Raw genomic sequence first — 18,022 nt, forward strand, 5'->3', positions numbered from 1 at the left:
CGAACCGCAAGGACTGACTTGATTGAAACAGACGCCTGACGCACCGCATTCCATCTACGGGGTTGAGAAATGGGGCAAGGGCCTCATCGAGGTGACGGAGAAGGGCGAGATCGGATTGCGCAACCCCATGGCGCCCGATGCCGCGGCAATCAGCCTGCCGGGTATCCTGAAAGACCTGGACGAGCGCGGCATCAAATCACCGATGATCCTGCGCATCAGCAGCTATCTGGAAAGCGAAATCGCCCACATCAACGAAAGCTTCCGCGATGCCATCGCGCGGGTGGGCTACAAGGGCAGCTATCGCGGTGTGTTCCCGATCAAGGTGAACCAGCAGGCGCAGGTCATCGACCGCATTGTCGAATTTGGCCAAAAGTACAATTACGGGCTCGAGGCCGGGTCAAAGCCCGAGCTGGTGATCGCTCTGGCCCACCGTCTGGCGCGCGAGGCGTTGATCGTATGCAACGGCGTCAAGGATGCCGAATTCATCCAGTTGGCCATCCTCAGCCGCAAGATCGGCTTTAACACGGTCATCGTGCTGGAAAGCCCGAAAGAGGCCGACACGGTGATCGAGGTCTATAACGAACTAGGCATCGAGCCCCTGATCGGCGTTCGGGTAAAGTTGACCAACCAGATCAGCGGCAAGTGGGAAGAAAGCTCTGGCGACCGTTCGGCCTTTGGCATGAACACCGATCAGTTGGTGGCCACAGTCGACAAGCTGAAAGACGCTGGGCTGCTGCATTGTCTGAAATTGCAGCACTCGCATCTGGGATCGCAAGTGCAGGACGTCAATGACGTCCGCCGCGCGGTGGGTGAGGCGTGCCGATACTACACCGAACTCACACGCGAAGGCGTTCCGCTGACCCATCTGGATCTCGGCGGCGGCATGGGCGTGGACTATACCGGCGAGAAGAAGGCCGCAGAGAACTCGATCAACTACACGGTCGAGGAATACTGCGCCAATGTCGTCGAAACCGTTGCTTATGCGATGGATGAGGCCGAAGTCGCCCACCCCACACTGGTCACGGAAAGCGGGCGCGCGGTTGTGGCGACATCCTCGATGCTGGTCTTCAACGTACTGGAAAGCACGCTCTACGACGCGCCCAACGGCCCCGAGGTGGATCCGGACGACCACCATCTGGTCTCGGACCTCGCTGCGGTTCACGGCTATCTCAGCAGCGACCGCCTGCAGGAATGCTGGAACGACGCCACCTTCTACCGCAACGAGTTGCGCGCGCTTTTCAGACGCGGCTATGTCGATCTGCGCCAGATGGCCCGCGCCGAACGCATCTACCTGTCGCTGATGGCCAGCCTCAAAGCGCTGGCGGCATCGGATGAGTTGGAAACAGATGTAGACGACCAGTTGGAGAAGGTGGCCGATATCTACCACTGCAACTTCTCGCTGTTCCAATCCTTGCCCGATGTCTGGGCCATCGACCAGTTGCATCCAATCGTGCCTTTGCAAAACCTGAACCAGGCGCCCGATCGTCGCGCGGTGTTGTCCGACATCACCTGCGACAGCGACGGCAAGATAGACCGGTTCATTCTGGCTGACGGTGTCTCGCCCAGCCTGCCGGTGCATTCCCTGCCCGAAGAGGACGAATACTTCATGGGCGTCTTCTTTGTCGGCGCCTATCAGGAAACGCTGGGCGATCTGCACAACCTGTTCGGGGACACCAATGTCGTGACAATTGACCTGCGCCCCGACGGCGGCTTCGATCTGCTGCACGAACAAGAAGGCGACACGATTTCCCAGGTCCTGTCCTATGTGGAATTCGACCCTGCCGACTGCGTCGCCGCCTTCCGTAAAATGGTGGACGAGGCGATCTCAACCGGTACTCTGATGGCAAAGGACCGCAAAACTCTGATGAGCGCGTACCGCGACTCGATCAACGGCTACACCTATTACGAATAACCCCAGAGAGGAGATGACCCCCATGGGAACTTTGAGTGGCAAAACACTGGTTGTCGGTGCGGGCGGCGTATCCCACGCCGCCGTGCACAAGATGGCGATGAATTCGGACATATTCACCGAAATCACTCTGGCCAGCCGCACCAAGTCGAAATGCGACGCCATCGCCGCAGCCGTGAAAGAACGCGTGGGCGTCGACATCAAAACTGCCGAACTGGACGCCTACAAAGTCGCGGACACCGTGAAGCTGATCAAGGAAACCGGAGCGGAACTCCTCGTGAACCTCGCCCTGCCCTATCAGGATCTGGTGCTGATGGACGCGTGTCTTGAGGCCGGTATCCACTATCTCGACACCGCAAACTACGAGCCTGAGGATGAAGCCAAGTTCGAATACCACTGGCAGTGGGCTTATCAGAACAAGTTCAAAGAGGCCGGCCTGACCGCCATCCTAGGCTCGGGCTTCGATCCGGGCGTTACGTCGGTCTTCGCCAAATGGCTCAAGAAGCACAAGCTGGACACAATCCGCCAGATCGACGTGCTGGACGCCAATGGCGGCTCGAACGAGCAGGAATTCGCCACCAACTTCAACCCCGAGATCAACCTGCGCGAAGTGCTGGCCGAAGTGCGCCACTGGGAAAACGGCGCGTGGCAGCACAGCCCGGCGATGACCCATAAGGTCGAGTTCGATTTCCCCGCCATCGGCCCCAAGAACATGTACCTGATGTATCACGAGGAACTGGAATCGCTCTCGACCCATTTCCCCGAGATCGAGCGCGCGCGCTTCTGGATGACCTTCGGTGACGCCTACATCACCCATGCCAAGGTACTCGAAAACGTCGGCATGACCCGGATCGACCCGGTGATGCATGACGGCAAGGAAATCATCCCGATCCAGTTCCTGAAAACCCTGCTGCCCGATCCCGGTGATCTGGGTGCGGAAACCAAGGGCAAGGCCTGCATCGGCGACATCGCCACGGGTCAGGCCAAGGACGGCTCAGGTGAGAAGACGTATTACATCTACAACATCTGCGACCACGAAGAATGCTACCGTGAGGTCGGCAGCCAGGCCGTCAGCTACACCACCGGCGTCCCCGCCATGATCGGCGCAGCGCAAGTCCTGAAAGGCAACTGGTCCGAGCCCGGCGTGTGGAACATGGAACAGCTCGACCCCGACAACTTCATGGACATGCTGAACGAACACGGCTTGCCATGGCAAGTCCACGAACTCGACGGCCCGGTCGAATTCTGATCTGGACTTCATCTTTTCAAAAATACTCCGGGGGTCCGGGGGCAGCGCCCCCCGGCCTCTCCATTACACGGAGACGCTGGACATGTCCGACATGATGACCACCCAAGCGGGCGATGCCGGAGCCTTCCGCGATTTCGACCTGAGCCGCGTACCCACACCCTGTTTCGTGGTCGACGAAAAAGCTGTCGAGCGTAACCTGCGCGTCCTCGCCGAAATCGGCACCCGTTCCGGCGCACATGTGCTCAGCGCGCTCAAAGCTTTCTCCATGTTCTCCCTCGCCCCGCTGGTGCGTCAGCACCTCGGCGGCACCTGCGCCAGCGGTATCTACGAGGCCCGGTTAGGACGCGAGGAATATGGCGGTGAGGTTGCAACCTTCTGCGCCGGGTACAAAGACGCTGACATGGACGAGATTCTGTCTCTGTCGGATCACATCATTTTCAACAGCCCCACGCAAAAGGACCGCTTCCTGACAAAGGCTCAGGCAGCAGGCGTACAGGTTGGCCTACGCATCAACCCGGAACATTCCGAGGGTGAAGTGGCCAAATACGACCCCTGCGCACCCTGTTCGCGCCTAGGCACCCCGGTCAGCCAATTGACCACCGAAACCCTGACCGGAGTCGATGGCCTGCACATGCACACCCTCTGCGAACAGGGGTTTGAACCATTGCAACGCACATGGGCCGCCGTGGAACCGAAGCTCAAACCGTTTATGGGCCAACTCAAATGGCTAAACTTCGGTGGCGGACACCACATTACCCGCGACGACTATGACCGCGACGGGCTGGTGGCGTTTATCAAGACTATCCGTGAGACATACGGTGTCGACGTGTATCTCGAACCCGGCGAGGCGGTGGCACTGGACGCGGGCATTTTGGTCGGCGAAATCCTTGACCTGCCGGTGAATGGCATGAACCTCGCCATCACCGATATCTCGGCCACCTGCCACATGCCGGATGTGATCGAGGCCCCCTATCGCCCCGCCCTGATGGACGAGGCCGACGCGGGCCATGCCTACCGGCTTGGTGGCCCCTCCTGCCTCGCAGGTGATGTGATCGGCGATTACACATGGTGCAAACCCCTTGAGATCGGTCAGCGCTTTGCCTTCCTCGATCAGGCGCATTATTCAATGGTCAAGACCAACACCTTCAACGGCGTCCCTCTGCCCACCATCGCCCTGTGGAACAGCGAAACGGACGAACTGAAGATCATCAAACAGTTCGGCTATGAAGACTTCAAAGAGAGATTGTCATGAGCATTTTCTTCGACAGTGAACTAACCGCCGCCGAGCGCACCGAAGATGCCCGGTTCCGCGTGATCCCGGTGCCTCTGGAGCGTACGGTCTCGTACGGGTCGGGCACTGCCAAAGGTCCCGAGGCGATCATTGAAGCCAGCAATGAGCTTGAGCGCATCACGGGCCACGCCGAACCCTGCGTCGAAGGGATTTTTACCGAAGCGGAGCTAGACTGTAACGCCGCTCTGCCCGAGATCATGGATCGCCTTGCCGAGCGCACCGAAGCCGCAGTCCGCGCGGGCAAAATACCCGTCGTTCTTGGCGGTGAGCATTCGCTCAGCTACGGCGCTGTCACAGGCGTTGCCCGCGCGCTGGGTCAACCGGTTGGCATCGTTCAGATCGACGCCCATGCCGACCTGCGTGACGCGTATCAGGGCGAGAAGCACTCGCACGCGTCGGTCATGCATCTGCTGGCGCAGGACGGCATTCGCCTCGCCCAGTTCGGCGTGCGTGCATTTTGTACAGAAGAGGCCAATTCCCGTGTACAAAACAACATTTTTCACGTGGATGCTGAAGAATTGGTTACCGGCAACATTCACGCCATCGACCTGCCGGAAGATTTTCCCGAATTGGTCTATGTCAGCTTTGACGTCGACGGTCTGGATCCTGCGATCATGCCAGCCACCGGCACCCCTGTCCCCGGCGGGTTGGCGTATTATCAGGCGCTGCACCTTGTTGAACATGCCCTCAAGGGCCGCAAATGCGTGGGCTTCGATGTTGTCGAACTGGCCCCCAACGGCGATACCGCGTGGGATTTCACAACCGCCCAGATCGTTTATCGTCTGATGGCCTCCTGCTGATCCTGTGCGGCAAAACGCGGGCTCTGATATCAGAACCCGCGCCGTCGCATGTTTCACCCACAGTGAATGCAGAGTTCAAGCAGACCAATCCGATCCGCCTGAGCTGATCGTTAGTCGACCTTGCCGTCGTCGACAGTTTCGTTCAGCTCCATATGGCCTTCGCCTTTGTTCAATAGCCGGCGCAGCATGGGTTCGAAGAACTCCAGCGGCTTGGTGGGATAATCCGGGTCAAAAGCGCACTGGTCGTATTCGTGGCAGAAGTAACGGCAGTCTTCCCAATAGGGACTGTCGCGGTATTTGTCGCGTGCGTTTCGGTCGCCGCCCAGATGATGGTTGTAGTAGTACCCCTGAAACACGCAGTGATGCTTGAGGATCCAATGGGTCCGCTCACTGACATAGGGCTTCATCATTGCCGCGGCCAATTCGCCGTGATTATAAGGCGACAGGATATCGCCGGTGTCATGCACCAGTGCGGCCACGATGATCTCTTCGTCGGCGCCATCCTCATAGGCGCGCGTCGCGGCCTGAAGGCTGTGCTGATAACGATTCACGGGATACGGGGTCCATTCCTCGTCCAACGAGCGGATCGCATCAAGGATACGGTCAGGCAGCGCAGCGTTATACGCTTCCTCATAATCCATGACCGCAAGGAAATCTTCCTTGGTCGCTTCTCCAAAGCTGGTCCAGGTCGGTTTGTGGCTCTTGTCAAGCATGGCGGCATCCCTTGGCATTTCTGGTTCAGGCAGGTTAAACGCAATTAAATGACAAAAAAAATAAATTGATTTTATCGCTTCGATCAAAAAATACTTTCACATGCAGACTAAGTCCTTGGAAACATTTCTGTGCGTTGCCGAAACGGGCGGCTTCCATGCTGCGGCTCGAAAGCTGAACGTCACGCAAACCGCCGTCAGCGCCCGAATCCGTCTGATTGAGGAAGCGACCGGCAAGGCCCTGTTTACGCGCGGGGCCGGCGGCACCGCCTTGACTGATTTTGGCCGCCAATTCCGTCCCTATGCTGAACAAATGTTGTCGCTCTGGTCCTTTGCTTCACGAGATCTTCCGGCACAAAGCCAAAGCCGCGTGGCGCTCAGGCTCGGATCGCAACTGAGCATCTGGGACCCTCTTCTGGTGGATCTTGCTGTCCGGTTTGAAGAGCGGTTCGGGAAGCTGTTGCTGACCCTGAACTATGATCATGACCTGAACGTGATCGACGCGGTTGCCACGCATGTTCTGGATGCGGCCCTGACCCATGTTAAGCCATCCGATCCACGCGTGGCGTGCCACGAACTCAACCCGGAACGCCTGCTATTGATCGAAACGCCGGGTGCGTCCGGCAGTGAGGATGACTCGCTCTTTGTCAATCTGGAGCTGGGCGAGATATATCAGGACCACGTCCGTGCAACGGCCCGACAGGCGTCGGGTCAGACAATCTTTCTCGGAAACTGCATGATGGCGCTGCGCTATGTTCTGCAACGCGGCGGGCAGGGATATTTCCCTGCCTATGTGGTGAAAAAATATCTGGCAGATGGCGCGTTGATACCGGTCCTCCCGGCGCGCGACCTGATGTTGCCGCTGTATTTGGTCGTGCGCCCCGAAAACGAACATCACGGGCTGGTCGACGAGGTACTGAGTTGCCTCAGGGACCTCAGAGAGCAAAAAACCCGGCCTTGATACAGGCCGGGTTTGCCATTGATCAGAAACCTTTGAGATAGGCGATCACGTCTGCCTGATCGCTTTCTTTCTTCAGGCCGGGAAAGGACATCTTGGTCCCCTTCACCAGTTCCTTGGGCTTGGCCAGGAACAGGGCCAGATTTTCTTCGTCCCAGACCAGACCACCATCTGCGGCCTCGATCAATGCGCCGGAATACTTGAAGCCTTCGACCTGACCGGCAGGGGCGTCAACGATACCATTCAGCATCGGGCCAACCTTGTTCTTTGCGCCCTCACCTACGGCATGGCAGGCCTTACACTTCTTGAAAACCTTTTCGCCATTTTCGGCATCTCCTTCTGCCATGGCGGGCATGGCCAGGGCGGCTGCTAGCGTTGACAGGATGAGCGTGCGTTTGATCATGTTTCTTTCCTTTTCATGTCTCAGATCAGCATTTCGAGTTTCGATTGCGGGAATTGTGTAAGAACCCGGGCGATGTCATCTTCCGACAGCAGGCAAAGCGCAGTGGACAGCCCGTCCGCAACCGCAGCGCCGGGGGCAGAAACAGATACTGCGCGGTGAGTTGGCGTACCGCCGCGAGGGTCTAGGATGTGCCCCTGTTCCGCGCTCAGCATGGTACCTGCCGGGGACGAGGTCGCGATCGCCCTGTCGCGCAACGTGATACGACGAACTGTTGCCCCTTTCGGTTCGGCCAAGCCAACCCGCCACGCCGTTCCGTCTGCGCGTTGCCCGAGGGCCGAAATCTCTCCCATATCGACCAGAACGTCACGCAATCCGAATCCTTTGAGCAATGTCGCCACCCTGTCGGTGATCGCTCCCTGAGCGATACCGTTTAGCGTTAGCGCCGAAACACCCGGGCGGGCCAGACGAATTTCACCCGAACGCACCGTGACATTGTGCCACCCAACGGCGGAATTGGCCTTCGCAATCTGAGTTTTCTCTGCGCCCGTGGCCACGGCGTGCCACAATGGTTGCACGGTCGGATCAAAGGCGCCCCCGGTTGCGTCATGGATCGCGCCACACAGGCTGAGTACATCCAATAGCTCGGGCGCGGGTGCTGGCAACACTCCGTCGCGGTTCAGCCGGCAAAGTTCCGAATTCGGGCGATACAGGCTAAAGATGTTCTCCAGCCGGTTCACCTCGGCCTCGACCGCAGAGATGACGGGCGCAGCCTGCGCCTCAGTCAATCCTTCAAGACGCAGGCTGGCCCCTGCGCCCAGCGCGACACCACGCCACCGGGCAACCGGTGCAGCGATGGCACCTGCGGGCAGCGCCGCACAGGCGGCAGAGATCGTCAGAAAGCGGCGACGCGATACATGGGTCATGCCGGTGTCTCCAGGCTGAGGTCCAGATCGACTGGTCCAAGAACTTCTTCGGCCGGAATTTCACTCAGCGGCAGTGCTTCTCCGCCGTACTGGTCGATGAAACCCAGCGCTGCCGAAGAGTTGGCAAAGGGAACGACTTCGGGCGCGCCCATACCACCCGCCACGTTTGCACCAACGACAAATGTTGCGCCATCGGCAGAAATCCAGTTGGAAATCCCCGGCTGCCGCCAACTGGGTGCTACCCCCATGTCGCTGACATAGATGGCGGTTATGTCCGCGTCGCGTTCGGGGCTTTTGAGATAGGCCAGCATGTCGCGTACCTGAGCGAAAAACAGCGGTGCGGGATAGCCCTCAAGATGAATTTGCCCCTTTGGCCCGCCATGTTCCGCAATGTTCATCTGGCAGAAATAGCTGAGCGCGGTTTCCGTCAAATCGACCGGCTCGGGCGGTGCTGCCACCTGTTCCTCCTTACAGGCGGCAAGGGCCACAAGGGCAATAAGTGCAAGGTGCTTCATGGCTCAACCCTCCGGAATGCGGCGCGGGCCAAAAGGAATCCCAGAAACGGCCACAGCAGCAGCGAGGCAGGCGCTGCCCAGGCTGGCAATGCCTGCGCCGCGCCGGACATGCCGGATGCCATCGCAACACCTTCGGTCGCGGCGATGTTCCACAAACGGAATGCGTCGGCCGGGTTGGCCACCATCACCCAAGGAAAGACGGATCGGGTGAAGGTGCCGCCCTGATCCATGACCACGGCTCCCAACAGCCCGAGGTCATAAAGGACGACAAAGACCAGCCAGAGCCCGGCCGACAGACCTGCCGCCGCCGTGGCGCCCCGTGCGAGGGCGGACAGCAGGTATCCCAGCGCCAGAAACACGGCGCCCAGCAGGATGGATGTAAGGATCAGGCGCACCAGTGCCATCAGGCTTTCCGGTCCCGCCCCGCCGAACCATGCGGCGACGGCACCGGCGGTGCCGAAACCAACAGTCATGGCAAAGGCCAGAGCAGCCAGATGGGCCGCGAATTTACCCAGCAGAATTTCACCTCGCCCGGCAGGGTAGGATAGCAGCAAGGCAAGACTGCCCCGGTCAACGTCTCCGGCGATGGCGTCAAAGGCGATCATCAAGGCCAGAAGCGGTGCGAGGTAAACCGACAAGGTCGTCATCGAAGCGACAGACACGGTCAGCATATCCACACCCAGCGTTCCGGTGGGTGCACTGCCAGCAAAGGTCAGCGCCAGTGCGAACAACACCATGATCAGCGTTGCCACCAGCAGCCAGCGATTACGGCGCAAAATCATCATCTCGGTTCGGGTAATGGCAAGAAAGCGTGTCATTGCAATGCCTCCTGCGCATAGTGGCGATACAGGTCTTCCAATTTCGGCGGGGTCATTTCCACATCCGCCACGGCGTCGCCCATACCCGCGATACGCCGCAGCGCCTCCATCTTGTCGGCGGGAGCGCACAGCAACTCAACCGAGGCTCCGTTGACGCGATCACCGCCCAGCTTTGCGGCCAGCACATCGGCGTTTTCAGTCGCACGTACACGCAAACGGATTGGCAGCCCGGCCAATGCCGACAGATTGCTCAGGGTGTCATCAGCCACCATCCGCCCTTTGCGCATGATCGCGATACGGTCGGTGCGCGCCTCGACCTCGGTCAGTGCGTGCGAGGCGATCAGGACTGCCGTGCCCTGCCCCGCCAGATCATCAATGATGGCATACAAATCCTGACGCGAGATCGGATCGAGACCGCTTGTCGGCTCATCCAGAAGTGCCACCCTGGGTTTGCCCAGCAGTACCTGCGCAAGGCCCAGTCGCTGCCGCATCCCTTTGGAATAGGTCCCGATCCGGCGATCAAGCGCGTCGCTGAGGCCGACCCGATCCAGCAGGTCCGGCACATCGGCCTTTGCGCCCGAGAGGCTGGCAAACAGAGTCAGCTGCTCGCGCCCGGTTAACGCGGGATGGAACGACACCGCTTCGGGCAGATAGGCCGTATCCCGCCGCGCCTGTGCGCTGCCGGGGCTGGCCTCGCCTATGCGGATCGCCCCGTCGTGGATGGGTGTCAGTCCGAGAATGGATTTGATCAGGGTCGACTTGCCCGCGCCATTATGGCCCAGCAGCGCCACGCGCTGACCGGGGGCAAGGGACAGGTTGATATCGCTGAGGACACGGGTTGATCCGCGGTCCTTGCAAACATGTTCGATGGTCAGGGCCTTATCCGTCATGAGGCACCTTTTTCATTGCTGGGGGTTCAGGGGCTTTGATCAGGGGATTGCTGTCGATCACCCCTCCCGGCAGCAGTGCCGGAAAGGCCGATTGCGACCAGCGCACCAGCTGCACGGCAGGAGAGCCGAGCAGCATTTTGGCTGCGGGTTGGGTCCACAGCACATGGTCCATACTATCGTTGGGGCGATAGGGGGCGTCGGCAATGCCGTTGCCGTCAACGTCATAGGCGGCAAAATCGGACCAGTAGTTGCCGCGCCCATCTTCAGACCACTCGACCCATTTGGTCGAGACGTATTTCACCTGTGTCCGGTTGCCGATGAACGCATTGCCCACGATGCGGTTGCGTTCGGAGCCGGCGGTAAAGTGGATACCGATACCACAGCCCTGGAACCAGTTGTCGGTGAAGTCGTTCTTGTTGGAATTGTACAGAAAGGTGCATTTCTCTTTGGCACCTTTCACAACGTTTCCGGAAATCACGCTTTTGTTGGCATAGTTCAGCATCACGCCATGCTCGCGGTCACCTATCGACACATTTCCGGTGACTTTTACGCCGGTCGAAAACATGACGGCATAACCTAAGTCATTTCCGATCGAGATATTGTCGCTGACCACCGAATCATCGGCGTACATGTAGTGAACGGCAAAGCGCAGATCGCGAAATAAATTGCCCGAAAAGAAGTTCTTCTTCGAAGAATTGACGAAGATGCCATCCCGGCCAAATTGTATGTCATTGCCTTCAACCACAGCACCCGGCGCGTTCCAGACATAGACGCCGTTGCCGCGCGTGTTCATGTGGCGGTCCTGCCGCCCTTCAATCCGGTTGCGGCGAACGATACTGTCCTTGGCGCCGTGAATGTCGATGCCGTAGAGATTGCCAAGCAGCACATTGTCTTCGACCACCGGCGCGCTGGCCGTCTTGGTCAGTTTGATACCGCTGTCGATCTCATCATGGCCCGAGCCCGAACCAACCACCGTCAGGCCGCGCACGGTCACGTCCGGCCCCGTAACGGTGATGACGCTGCCTGCGCCCTGCCCGTCGATGGTGGCCTGCCCCAGCCCGTCTATGGTGACGGGCCGGTCCAGAACCAGTTGTTCGGTGTAGGTACCGGGGCTCAGGCGGAGGGTGTCTCCATCCGCCGCCTGTGCCAATGTTTCATTGATGGCCCCTGCCCGGTTGGGCACATCCCAATCCGCCGCCCAAAGGGGCGAGCCGAGCAGGAGCGGTATGAGCAGGGGCCAGCGCATGATTACGCGCTCCGCGGCTCAACAAGCATCCGGCCGCGCATCTCCATGTGCAGCGCGTGGCAGAACCACTGGCAATAGTACCAGTGCACGCCCGGACGGTCGGCGACAAATGTGACCGAGGCGGTCGCCTGCGGCCCGATCTCCATCGCGACACCAAAGTTCGACAGGCACAGGCCATGGGTCACGTCGTCGACGTCATCCAGGTTGGTGACATAGATGGTAACCTCATCGCCCTGCTTGACCGTGAACTTCTCCATGCTGAAGGTCGGTGCGATCGAGGTCATGTAGACACGCACCTTATTGCCGTCACGGATGGGTTCTTCGGCCCCTTCTTCCAGATCGACGCCATCAGCCTCGGCCTGTTTGCGCGCATCTTCCCACATTGGGTCGTCGCGGTTCCAGACATTGATCGGGTTCACCTTGGACCGGTGCACGATGATCGAGTCGTGCGGTTCCGCAAAGGTTGGGCCGTCATGGACCACCTTCATCTTGTCGCCCGAGATATCGATCAGCTGCTCGTTCTCCGGCTTCAGCGGACCCACGTTCAGGAAGCGGTCTTTCGAGAACTTGTTCATCGAAATCAGCCACTTGCCATCAGCTTCGGCAGTTTCACCCATCGAGGTCGAGTTGTGACCCGGCTGATACTGCACGTCCACCTTGTCGAGGATCGGATCGACATCAGAACCGGCATAGGCCTCAATCGCCTTGGCGATGTCCCATTTCACGATCTGGCTATCGAGGAACAGGGTGGTATAGGCGTTGCCCTTGTTGTCGAACGCAGTGTGAAGCGGGCCAAGGCCCAGCTGCGGTTCGGCAACGACAGCGGAACGCGGATCGGCATTGTCAGCAAACAGCGCGTCGACCTTTTCCACATCGATCACAGAAACGGTCGGCGACAGCTTACCGTTGATCATGATGTGTTTCTTGTCGGGTGCGGCGTTCACACCGTGCGGCGAGTTCGGGATCGGGATGTAACGAGTCAGGTTGCCGCCTGCCTCTTTACGCCCGTCCACAACCTTGACGCCGTTCAGTTCCTGATAGTTGCCGGCGGCCACGGCCTCTTCGATGCCTTTCAGGTTGAACACGACCACGTGGTCCAGCTCGTTCTCGGTCATCTCGGCCAGGTTCATACCCATTTCCGAGTTGTACGAGGTCGAGAAGGCGTATTTGCCCTGATAGTCGCAGTCGGTGTTGTCGAGGTTGCCCGACACCATCACCTGCCAAGCGATCTCCATCGTGTCGCCGTCGATGGCGGTAAAGATGTTCACGTATTGCGACGGATCATCGAGGATTTGGCCGTCATTGACCAGCGGTGCCTCGTGTTCGCCGTTGGCAAAGATGTAACCGGTGCGCGGATATTTCTGCGGACGCAGGCCGTGGATGTCATGCGCGTTCGGGATCTCGATGATCTTGTCGCATTTCATCACATCGCAGCGCACGCGGGCCACGCGGGTGTTCGCCTTGTCGTTCATGAACAGATAGCGGCCGTCATAGGTGCCATCGGTGAAGGACATGTGCGGGTGGTGCAGGTCGCCGTTGTCATAGGTAACCTTGCCGTTTGCGGCCAGGAACTCTTTGGTTTCGGGCAGCAGGCCCTCGGTCAGGATCTTCAGCGACTCGTTGGTCTGACCCCAGCCGGTGGCCGAGCAGCGGTTGAATACGGGTACCCGCATCAGCTCGCGCATGGAGGGCACGCCCATGATGCGCAGCTCGCCGGTCTGGCCCGACGACCAGAAGCCGTAATATTCATCCAGTTCACCAGGCTCCAGATGCTGCTTGGCCGCGGCGCTGGCCTCTTTCGCGGACATCAGGGTCGAACCCAGACCTGTCCCGGCCAACACGGCGCCGGTTGCAGTCGCACCCAGCATTCCCCGGCGTGTGACTTTCAGTTTGTTATCGTGTTCCGACATGATCGTTCCTCCTTTTTAGGAAACAGATTGCGGTTTGGCGTTCGGATGGTTCGCCGGTGGTTGTCCGAGAGGGGTCTTGAGGTTGACCGACCCTGTCTTGGCCCGCCGTTTCAACTGGCGGATGACGACGGGACACTTCGCCTCGGACTGATAGAGCACCTGACAATGCAGGCAGGTGACGCACTCGTTCGGGTTGATCTCACCGGTGGGGTGGATTGCTTGAACGGGGCATTCGTTGGCGCAGGTCTGACAGGGGGTGCCGCAATCCTTGTAGCGGCGCAGCCAGTCAAACATGCGTATACGCGCGGGGATGGCCAGCGCTCCGCCCAGCGGACAGAGGTAGCGGCAATAGAACCGTTCGATGAACAGCCCGATCCCTAGCAGCAGCAGCGCAAAGACCACAAACGGCCAGTCGCGCATGAATTTCAGGATGATGGCGGTCTTGAAGGGTTCAATCTCGGCATATGTCTCGGCCAGCGGGATCGATACAAAGCTGAGGCCGAACAACCCGAGGAAGATCATGTATTTCGCAGGCCACAGGCGTTCGTTCAGGCCCCATGGCAGGGTCCATTGCGGGATTTTCAGCGCGCGGGCGACCTTGTTGGTCAGCTCTTGAAGCGCACCAAACGGGCACAGCCAGCCGCAATAGGCGCCGCGACCCCAGAACAGCAGGGCGGCCGCCACGGCGAACCACTGAATGAAGACCAGCGGATCCAGCAGGAAGGCGTCCCACGAGAAGCCAGTGCGTAGGCTGCCTGCCAGCGCCATCAGGTTCACCACGCTCAGCTGCGCATTGGCGTACCAGCCGATGAAGAACAGGGTCATTGTCAGATAGCCGATGCGGAACCAGTAGAAGACCCGCGCGTTCATTGTGGCGTGGAACTGGAAGAAGAAGGTTGCGGTCAGCACCAGCAGCATGACGCCAAGTACGGCGATCTCGACTGTGCGGTCCTTCCAGATGCGCTTCCAAAGCGCGGCTTTGGCGTTGGCCTCGTCGGTGGCATCGTCAACAATCGTGGGTGTGGCGACGGGCAGCAGATAGTTTTCGGGCAGTTTGTATCCCAGATCGAAGGTCAGAAAGGTCTTTTCAACCGCGCCCACGGCCCGTTGCGCCAGCAGTTGCAGACGGAAGGGTTCGGCCGGATCGAACTCGGCATCGGCGGGGATTTTGAAAATATCGAGTTCGCTGAAGCTTGGCGCGTCGGGGGCTGCAACCTCGCCCAATCGCCGCTGTTGACGGTCGAAAAACCGGACCGAGCGATCGCCCTGAATCAACTGTATCCGATCAAAGATTCCCCCGCGCACATAGCCGGAACCCTTGAAGCTGTAGGCGCCGCGGCCCAGCACCAGAATGGCCTGCTCGCCCTCATCCAACCAATTGACAAGATTGGCATATTCCGCCTCACCCAAAAGCGATTTTCCGATTGAGGGAACCGAGACCAGAGCCATGTGCATGTCGATGAAAGTGTCATCCGGCTCACCAGGTTCGGGGCGTTTGATGGCGCGCAGATCGCCGGTGGCCTCAAAGGCGGCGTTGATCTGCCCGATGTCCAGCGTCAAACGCCGGACCGAGCCGTCTCCGGACAGGGTCGCCCAGTCGTAGGTCGCACTTTGCGCCATGTCGACTTCGCGTTTGGGGCCGTCGGCCTGTACCGGAGACAGCCCACCCAGACCCAAGGCACGCGCCACCTTGATCCCACCGCGCACGAGGCTGTCGTCGATCACCATGATCGTCACAGTCGCGCCCGAGATGATGTCGAGGTCGTGCCCCTCACCGCCGGTTTCGGCCTCACGTTTGAGGTCAAGGCCAGCATAGCCTTCGGTCAACTCGACCATGCGCGAGTTGGGAATGCCAATAAGAACAATGGGTTCCGAGTGCTTGACCAGCTTTACGCCGGTTAGAACCGCGTCGGCGTCAATGGCTGCAACCACGTGAATGGGTTTGCCGGAATAGCCGGTCGTCCCTACAAAATCGGAAGTCAGGAAAGCCCATGCAATCGTCTCGCCCCCCTTCAGAACAGGGGCGACCTTGACGTCATCGCGCACCGGGCCAAAGGCATCGGCACCGGGGGACAGTTCGGCAGGATCGATCTCGGGCAGGAAGCTGGCGAGGCTGTCGGCATGGGCCGCTACGGCCATCAGGCAGGACAGGATCAGGGCCAGCAGAAAATGGGTTGCGCGCTTAATCGTCATGGCGCACCTCCGGATACTTGGATTGACGCCATGGACGCGCGCGGGGCGCGTTCGGTTCTATCTTGGGACGCGGACGGGGGTCCGCGGGTTTCGGGCCAGAGACGGGCCGAATTGTACGATTTGTACAGGTTCCGGCACCCCAATGTTTCGGTTTGTACACCTGCTGTCAGACCCAGTTCGGGCAAGTTCGGCAGCGGTGCCGCCCCGGTCACGGCGCACAGGGCGCAGTCGGCGCATTTCGGACAGGGCGCGGCGGGATCAGTGGAACCTTCTTCCGGCTCGATCTGAACCCAGACCGCCCCTGCCTCCGAGCAGATCTCCATCCAGACGCCTTGTCCGGGACTCGCCAGCGCCGGACCGAGCATCTGCAACAGCAACAGGAGGATGCCCGCCAAGCCCACCACCGCACGAAACGCGCGGTCGAGAGGGTTAGGGTGTATGCGGCAGGCAGGCATGGAGACTCCGACTCGGGAAGTTTGTCCGAGTCATAGGGAGTCTGCAGGTGAGAAGACTTGACTTAGGTCAGGTTCACAAAATTGAACGCAAGTGACGACCGCCGACATTTAGCGATTGGGGCCGACACAAGGATAGGTCGGGATGCCAAAAATCTGCCCTGCGATTCAATCTGACTTTACCGGACCCAACAGCCACCATGTTTCGACCATTCCCATTCCCTTGATGTCGACCTGCCCCCGCTTTTCGAACCGGTAATCACCGACCAGTTCGCTATACGCCGGTCCGGTGACCTGTATCCGTCCGGGTTCACCGTGGCTTTCCATGCGGCTGGCCGTATTCACCGTCTCGCCCCAGACGTCATAGAAGAGCTTTTTGTTGCCGATGACACCGGCCACGGCGGGCCCGGCGTGGAGGCCAATTCTGATATCCACCGTGTCTCTCAGTTCACCAGAAAGGGGTTTCATCGCCTCTAGCATCCCCAATGCCATTTCCGCCACGCGGTGTACTGGATCACCACAGGGGTTGGGCATTCCGGCTGCAACCATATACGCATCGCCGATCGTCTTGATTTTCTCCAATCCATAGGTTTCCGCGATTGCATCAAATCTGCTGAAAATCAGGTTTAGAAAATCCACAACCTTTTCCGGCTCCATTGCGGCGGAGCGGGGGGTGAACTGGACGATATCCGCAAATAATATGGCCACTTTCGGCAGGTTGTCCGCGATTGTCTTGTCCGGTTCAACCTTGAGCCGCGCAGCGATTTCTTCCGGCAACAGATTGTAAAGCAATGCTTCCGACTTTGCATATTCAGCCTCAAGCGCGTCTTCCGCACTTTCCGCCCGCAGGAACGCGAAATAGACCGCAACGGTGATCATTGCTGCGGTGAGAAAAGCCGCAAGGACAAGAAGCACGCTTTGAAACGGTGGTACGTTGGCTGCGGGTAGTGCAGGTTCGGAAAAATGCAGCGCAGCGTATGCAACAGAGAGCGCACAAACCAGCGTGCAAAGGATGATGCTTTGCTTCCATTTGGTTCCCACCACGACAACGGCGGCGGGTGGAACGACAAGTATATACAGATAAACACCCGACTCAGTGCCCACGAAATAGGTGAGCGTAACAAAGCATCCGCAGATGGATACCGTGGAAAAGGCCGTCAAAGCGGCCGCGCCCAACCGGCTGACAAATGGCAGGGCAAAAATACTGAGCCCCAGAACCACAAGCACCACGGATGCGGGCCACATAGACATGTCGTGAAACTGATAAAATCCGATAAAGAGGAACGAATTGGCCGCCCCCCACAAACTGACGACATTTGCGGTCAGCTGACGCCGTTTTTGACGGTGCGACTTACCCTCGAAACCGGAACTTAAATACCAGTCAAGCCATCGAGGAATTCGAACGCCTGGCAGTATGTCTGAGACCGCCATTAAAATCCCCTGTCAAAAAACTCCTTCAAACATAGCGGTGTTGTTTGGATTTGGTAAACGCGGTGGCGTTTGCCCGGCGGAAACAAAAATGAGCGCGCTAATTTATCGCGCGCTCCAGTCTCAGGGAGGGTAATGAAAAAATACGCTTCAAATAACTCGATAACGCACACTCTGTAATGATCCCAGCATGGCACGGATCAGAGGTGCGGTCAGTGAAGCCGGTTACACAGTTGGGCCATTCGACCGATTAATTTGGCGGCCATCGGCAAAAAGAAGCCCCTGAGATTGCCATTTGGCAATGCGCTTTCGGACGTTGAACCGCAC

Annotated in this window: 16 protein-coding genes; 5 read left to right on the forward strand and 11 right to left on the reverse strand. The window is 59.0% G+C overall.

Going from position 1 to position 18,022, the window contains the following annotated elements; genetic code table 11:
- Nucleotides 1-22 precede the first annotated feature (22 nt).
- From speA to speB, 4 genes are all read left to right on the forward strand, one after another.
- The gene (gene speA / locus ACR0NA_RS11755; protein ID WP_480729070.1) at nucleotides 23-1,912 is read left to right on the forward strand and encodes a biosynthetic arginine decarboxylase; all 1,890 of its coding nucleotides are present in this window, start codon (nucleotides 23-25) and stop codon (nucleotides 1,910-1,912) included.
- A gap of 22 nt (nucleotides 1,913-1,934) precedes the next feature.
- Nucleotides 1,935-3,158 (forward strand): saccharopine dehydrogenase family protein, encoded by a 1,224-nt coding sequence (locus ACR0NA_RS11760; RefSeq protein ID WP_480729072.1) that lies wholly within the window; start codon nucleotides 1,935-1,937, stop codon nucleotides 3,156-3,158.
- 82 nt (nucleotides 3,159-3,240) lie between these two features.
- Nucleotides 3,241-4,410: a carboxynorspermidine decarboxylase gene (gene nspC, locus ACR0NA_RS11765; protein ID WP_480729073.1), complete on the forward strand. Its 1,170-nt coding sequence runs from the start codon at nucleotides 3,241-3,243 to the stop codon at nucleotides 4,408-4,410.
- Nucleotides 4,407-5,249 carry an agmatinase gene (gene speB / locus ACR0NA_RS11770; protein WP_480729074.1) on the forward strand — a complete coding sequence of 281 codons (843 nt, stop codon included), beginning with the start codon at nucleotides 4,407-4,409 and terminating at the stop codon, nucleotides 5,247-5,249. The genes nspC and speB overlap by 4 nt, the downstream gene beginning before the upstream one ends.
- Nucleotides 5,250-5,359: 110 nt before the next feature.
- On the opposite strand, the gene ACR0NA_RS11775 is transcribed toward speB, so the two are convergent.
- The gene (locus ACR0NA_RS11775; protein ID WP_170651330.1) at nucleotides 5,360-5,962 is read right to left on the reverse strand and encodes an HD domain-containing protein; all 603 of its coding nucleotides are present in this window, start codon (nucleotides 5,960-5,962) and stop codon (nucleotides 5,360-5,362) included.
- Between the two features lie 100 nt (nucleotides 5,963-6,062).
- On the opposite strand from ACR0NA_RS11775, the gene ACR0NA_RS11780 reads away from it, so the two are divergent.
- Complete coding sequence (locus tag ACR0NA_RS11780) at nucleotides 6,063-6,920, forward strand: LysR family transcriptional regulator (RefSeq protein ID WP_480729076.1); 858 nt, start codon at nucleotides 6,063-6,065, stop codon at nucleotides 6,918-6,920.
- Nucleotides 6,921-6,942: 22 nt separating this feature from the next.
- Here the strand turns inward: ACR0NA_RS11780 and ACR0NA_RS11785 are convergent, their stop codons facing one another.
- From ACR0NA_RS11785 to ACR0NA_RS11830, 10 genes are all read right to left on the reverse strand, one after another.
- Nucleotides 6,943-7,320, reverse strand: coding sequence for a c-type cytochrome (locus ACR0NA_RS11785; RefSeq protein WP_480451258.1), 378 nt, complete (start codon nucleotides 7,318-7,320; stop codon nucleotides 6,943-6,945).
- Between the two features lie 20 nt (nucleotides 7,321-7,340).
- Nucleotides 7,341-8,243, reverse strand: a complete 903-nt coding sequence (locus ACR0NA_RS11790; RefSeq protein WP_480729079.1) for an FAD:protein FMN transferase — start codon at nucleotides 8,241-8,243, stop codon at nucleotides 7,341-7,343.
- Nucleotides 8,240-8,758: a nitrous oxide reductase accessory protein NosL gene (locus ACR0NA_RS11795; protein WP_480729081.1), complete on the reverse strand. Its 519-nt coding sequence runs from the start codon at nucleotides 8,756-8,758 to the stop codon at nucleotides 8,240-8,242. The genes ACR0NA_RS11790 and ACR0NA_RS11795 overlap by 4 nt, the downstream gene beginning before the upstream one ends.
- Nucleotides 8,755-9,576: an ABC transporter permease gene (locus tag ACR0NA_RS11800; protein ID WP_480729083.1), complete on the reverse strand. Its 822-nt coding sequence runs from the start codon at nucleotides 9,574-9,576 to the stop codon at nucleotides 8,755-8,757. Before ACR0NA_RS11800 ends, ACR0NA_RS11795 begins: the two co-directional genes overlap by 4 nt.
- Entirely contained in the window at nucleotides 9,573-10,466 is an 894-nt protein-coding gene (locus ACR0NA_RS11805; RefSeq protein ID WP_480729085.1) for an ABC transporter ATP-binding protein, read from the reverse strand. Before ACR0NA_RS11805 ends, ACR0NA_RS11800 begins: the two co-directional genes overlap by 4 nt.
- Nucleotides 10,456-11,712: a nitrous oxide reductase family maturation protein NosD gene (locus tag ACR0NA_RS11810; protein WP_480729087.1), complete on the reverse strand. Its 1,257-nt coding sequence runs from the start codon at nucleotides 11,710-11,712 to the stop codon at nucleotides 10,456-10,458. Before ACR0NA_RS11810 ends, ACR0NA_RS11805 begins: the two co-directional genes overlap by 11 nt.
- Nucleotides 11,713-11,714: 2 nt before the next feature.
- Complete coding sequence (nosZ, locus tag ACR0NA_RS11815) at nucleotides 11,715-13,622, reverse strand: TAT-dependent nitrous-oxide reductase (RefSeq protein WP_480729089.1); 1,908 nt, start codon at nucleotides 13,620-13,622, stop codon at nucleotides 11,715-11,717.
- A 15-nt stretch (nucleotides 13,623-13,637) separates the two neighbouring features.
- Entirely contained in the window at nucleotides 13,638-15,815 is a 2,178-nt protein-coding gene (locus tag ACR0NA_RS11820; protein WP_480729091.1) for a 4Fe-4S binding protein, read from the reverse strand.
- Nucleotides 15,812-16,270, reverse strand: coding sequence for a DUF2946 family protein (locus tag ACR0NA_RS11825; protein ID WP_480729093.1), 459 nt, complete (start codon nucleotides 16,268-16,270; stop codon nucleotides 15,812-15,814). Before ACR0NA_RS11825 ends, ACR0NA_RS11820 begins: the two co-directional genes overlap by 4 nt.
- 165 nt (nucleotides 16,271-16,435) lie before the next feature.
- Nucleotides 16,436-17,698, reverse strand: a complete 1,263-nt coding sequence (locus tag ACR0NA_RS11830) for an adenylate/guanylate cyclase domain-containing protein (RefSeq protein WP_480729095.1) — start codon at nucleotides 17,696-17,698, stop codon at nucleotides 16,436-16,438.
- Nucleotides 17,699-18,022 lie beyond the last annotated feature (324 nt).

It is taken from the genome of Ruegeria sp. C11 (assembly GCF_056537725.1).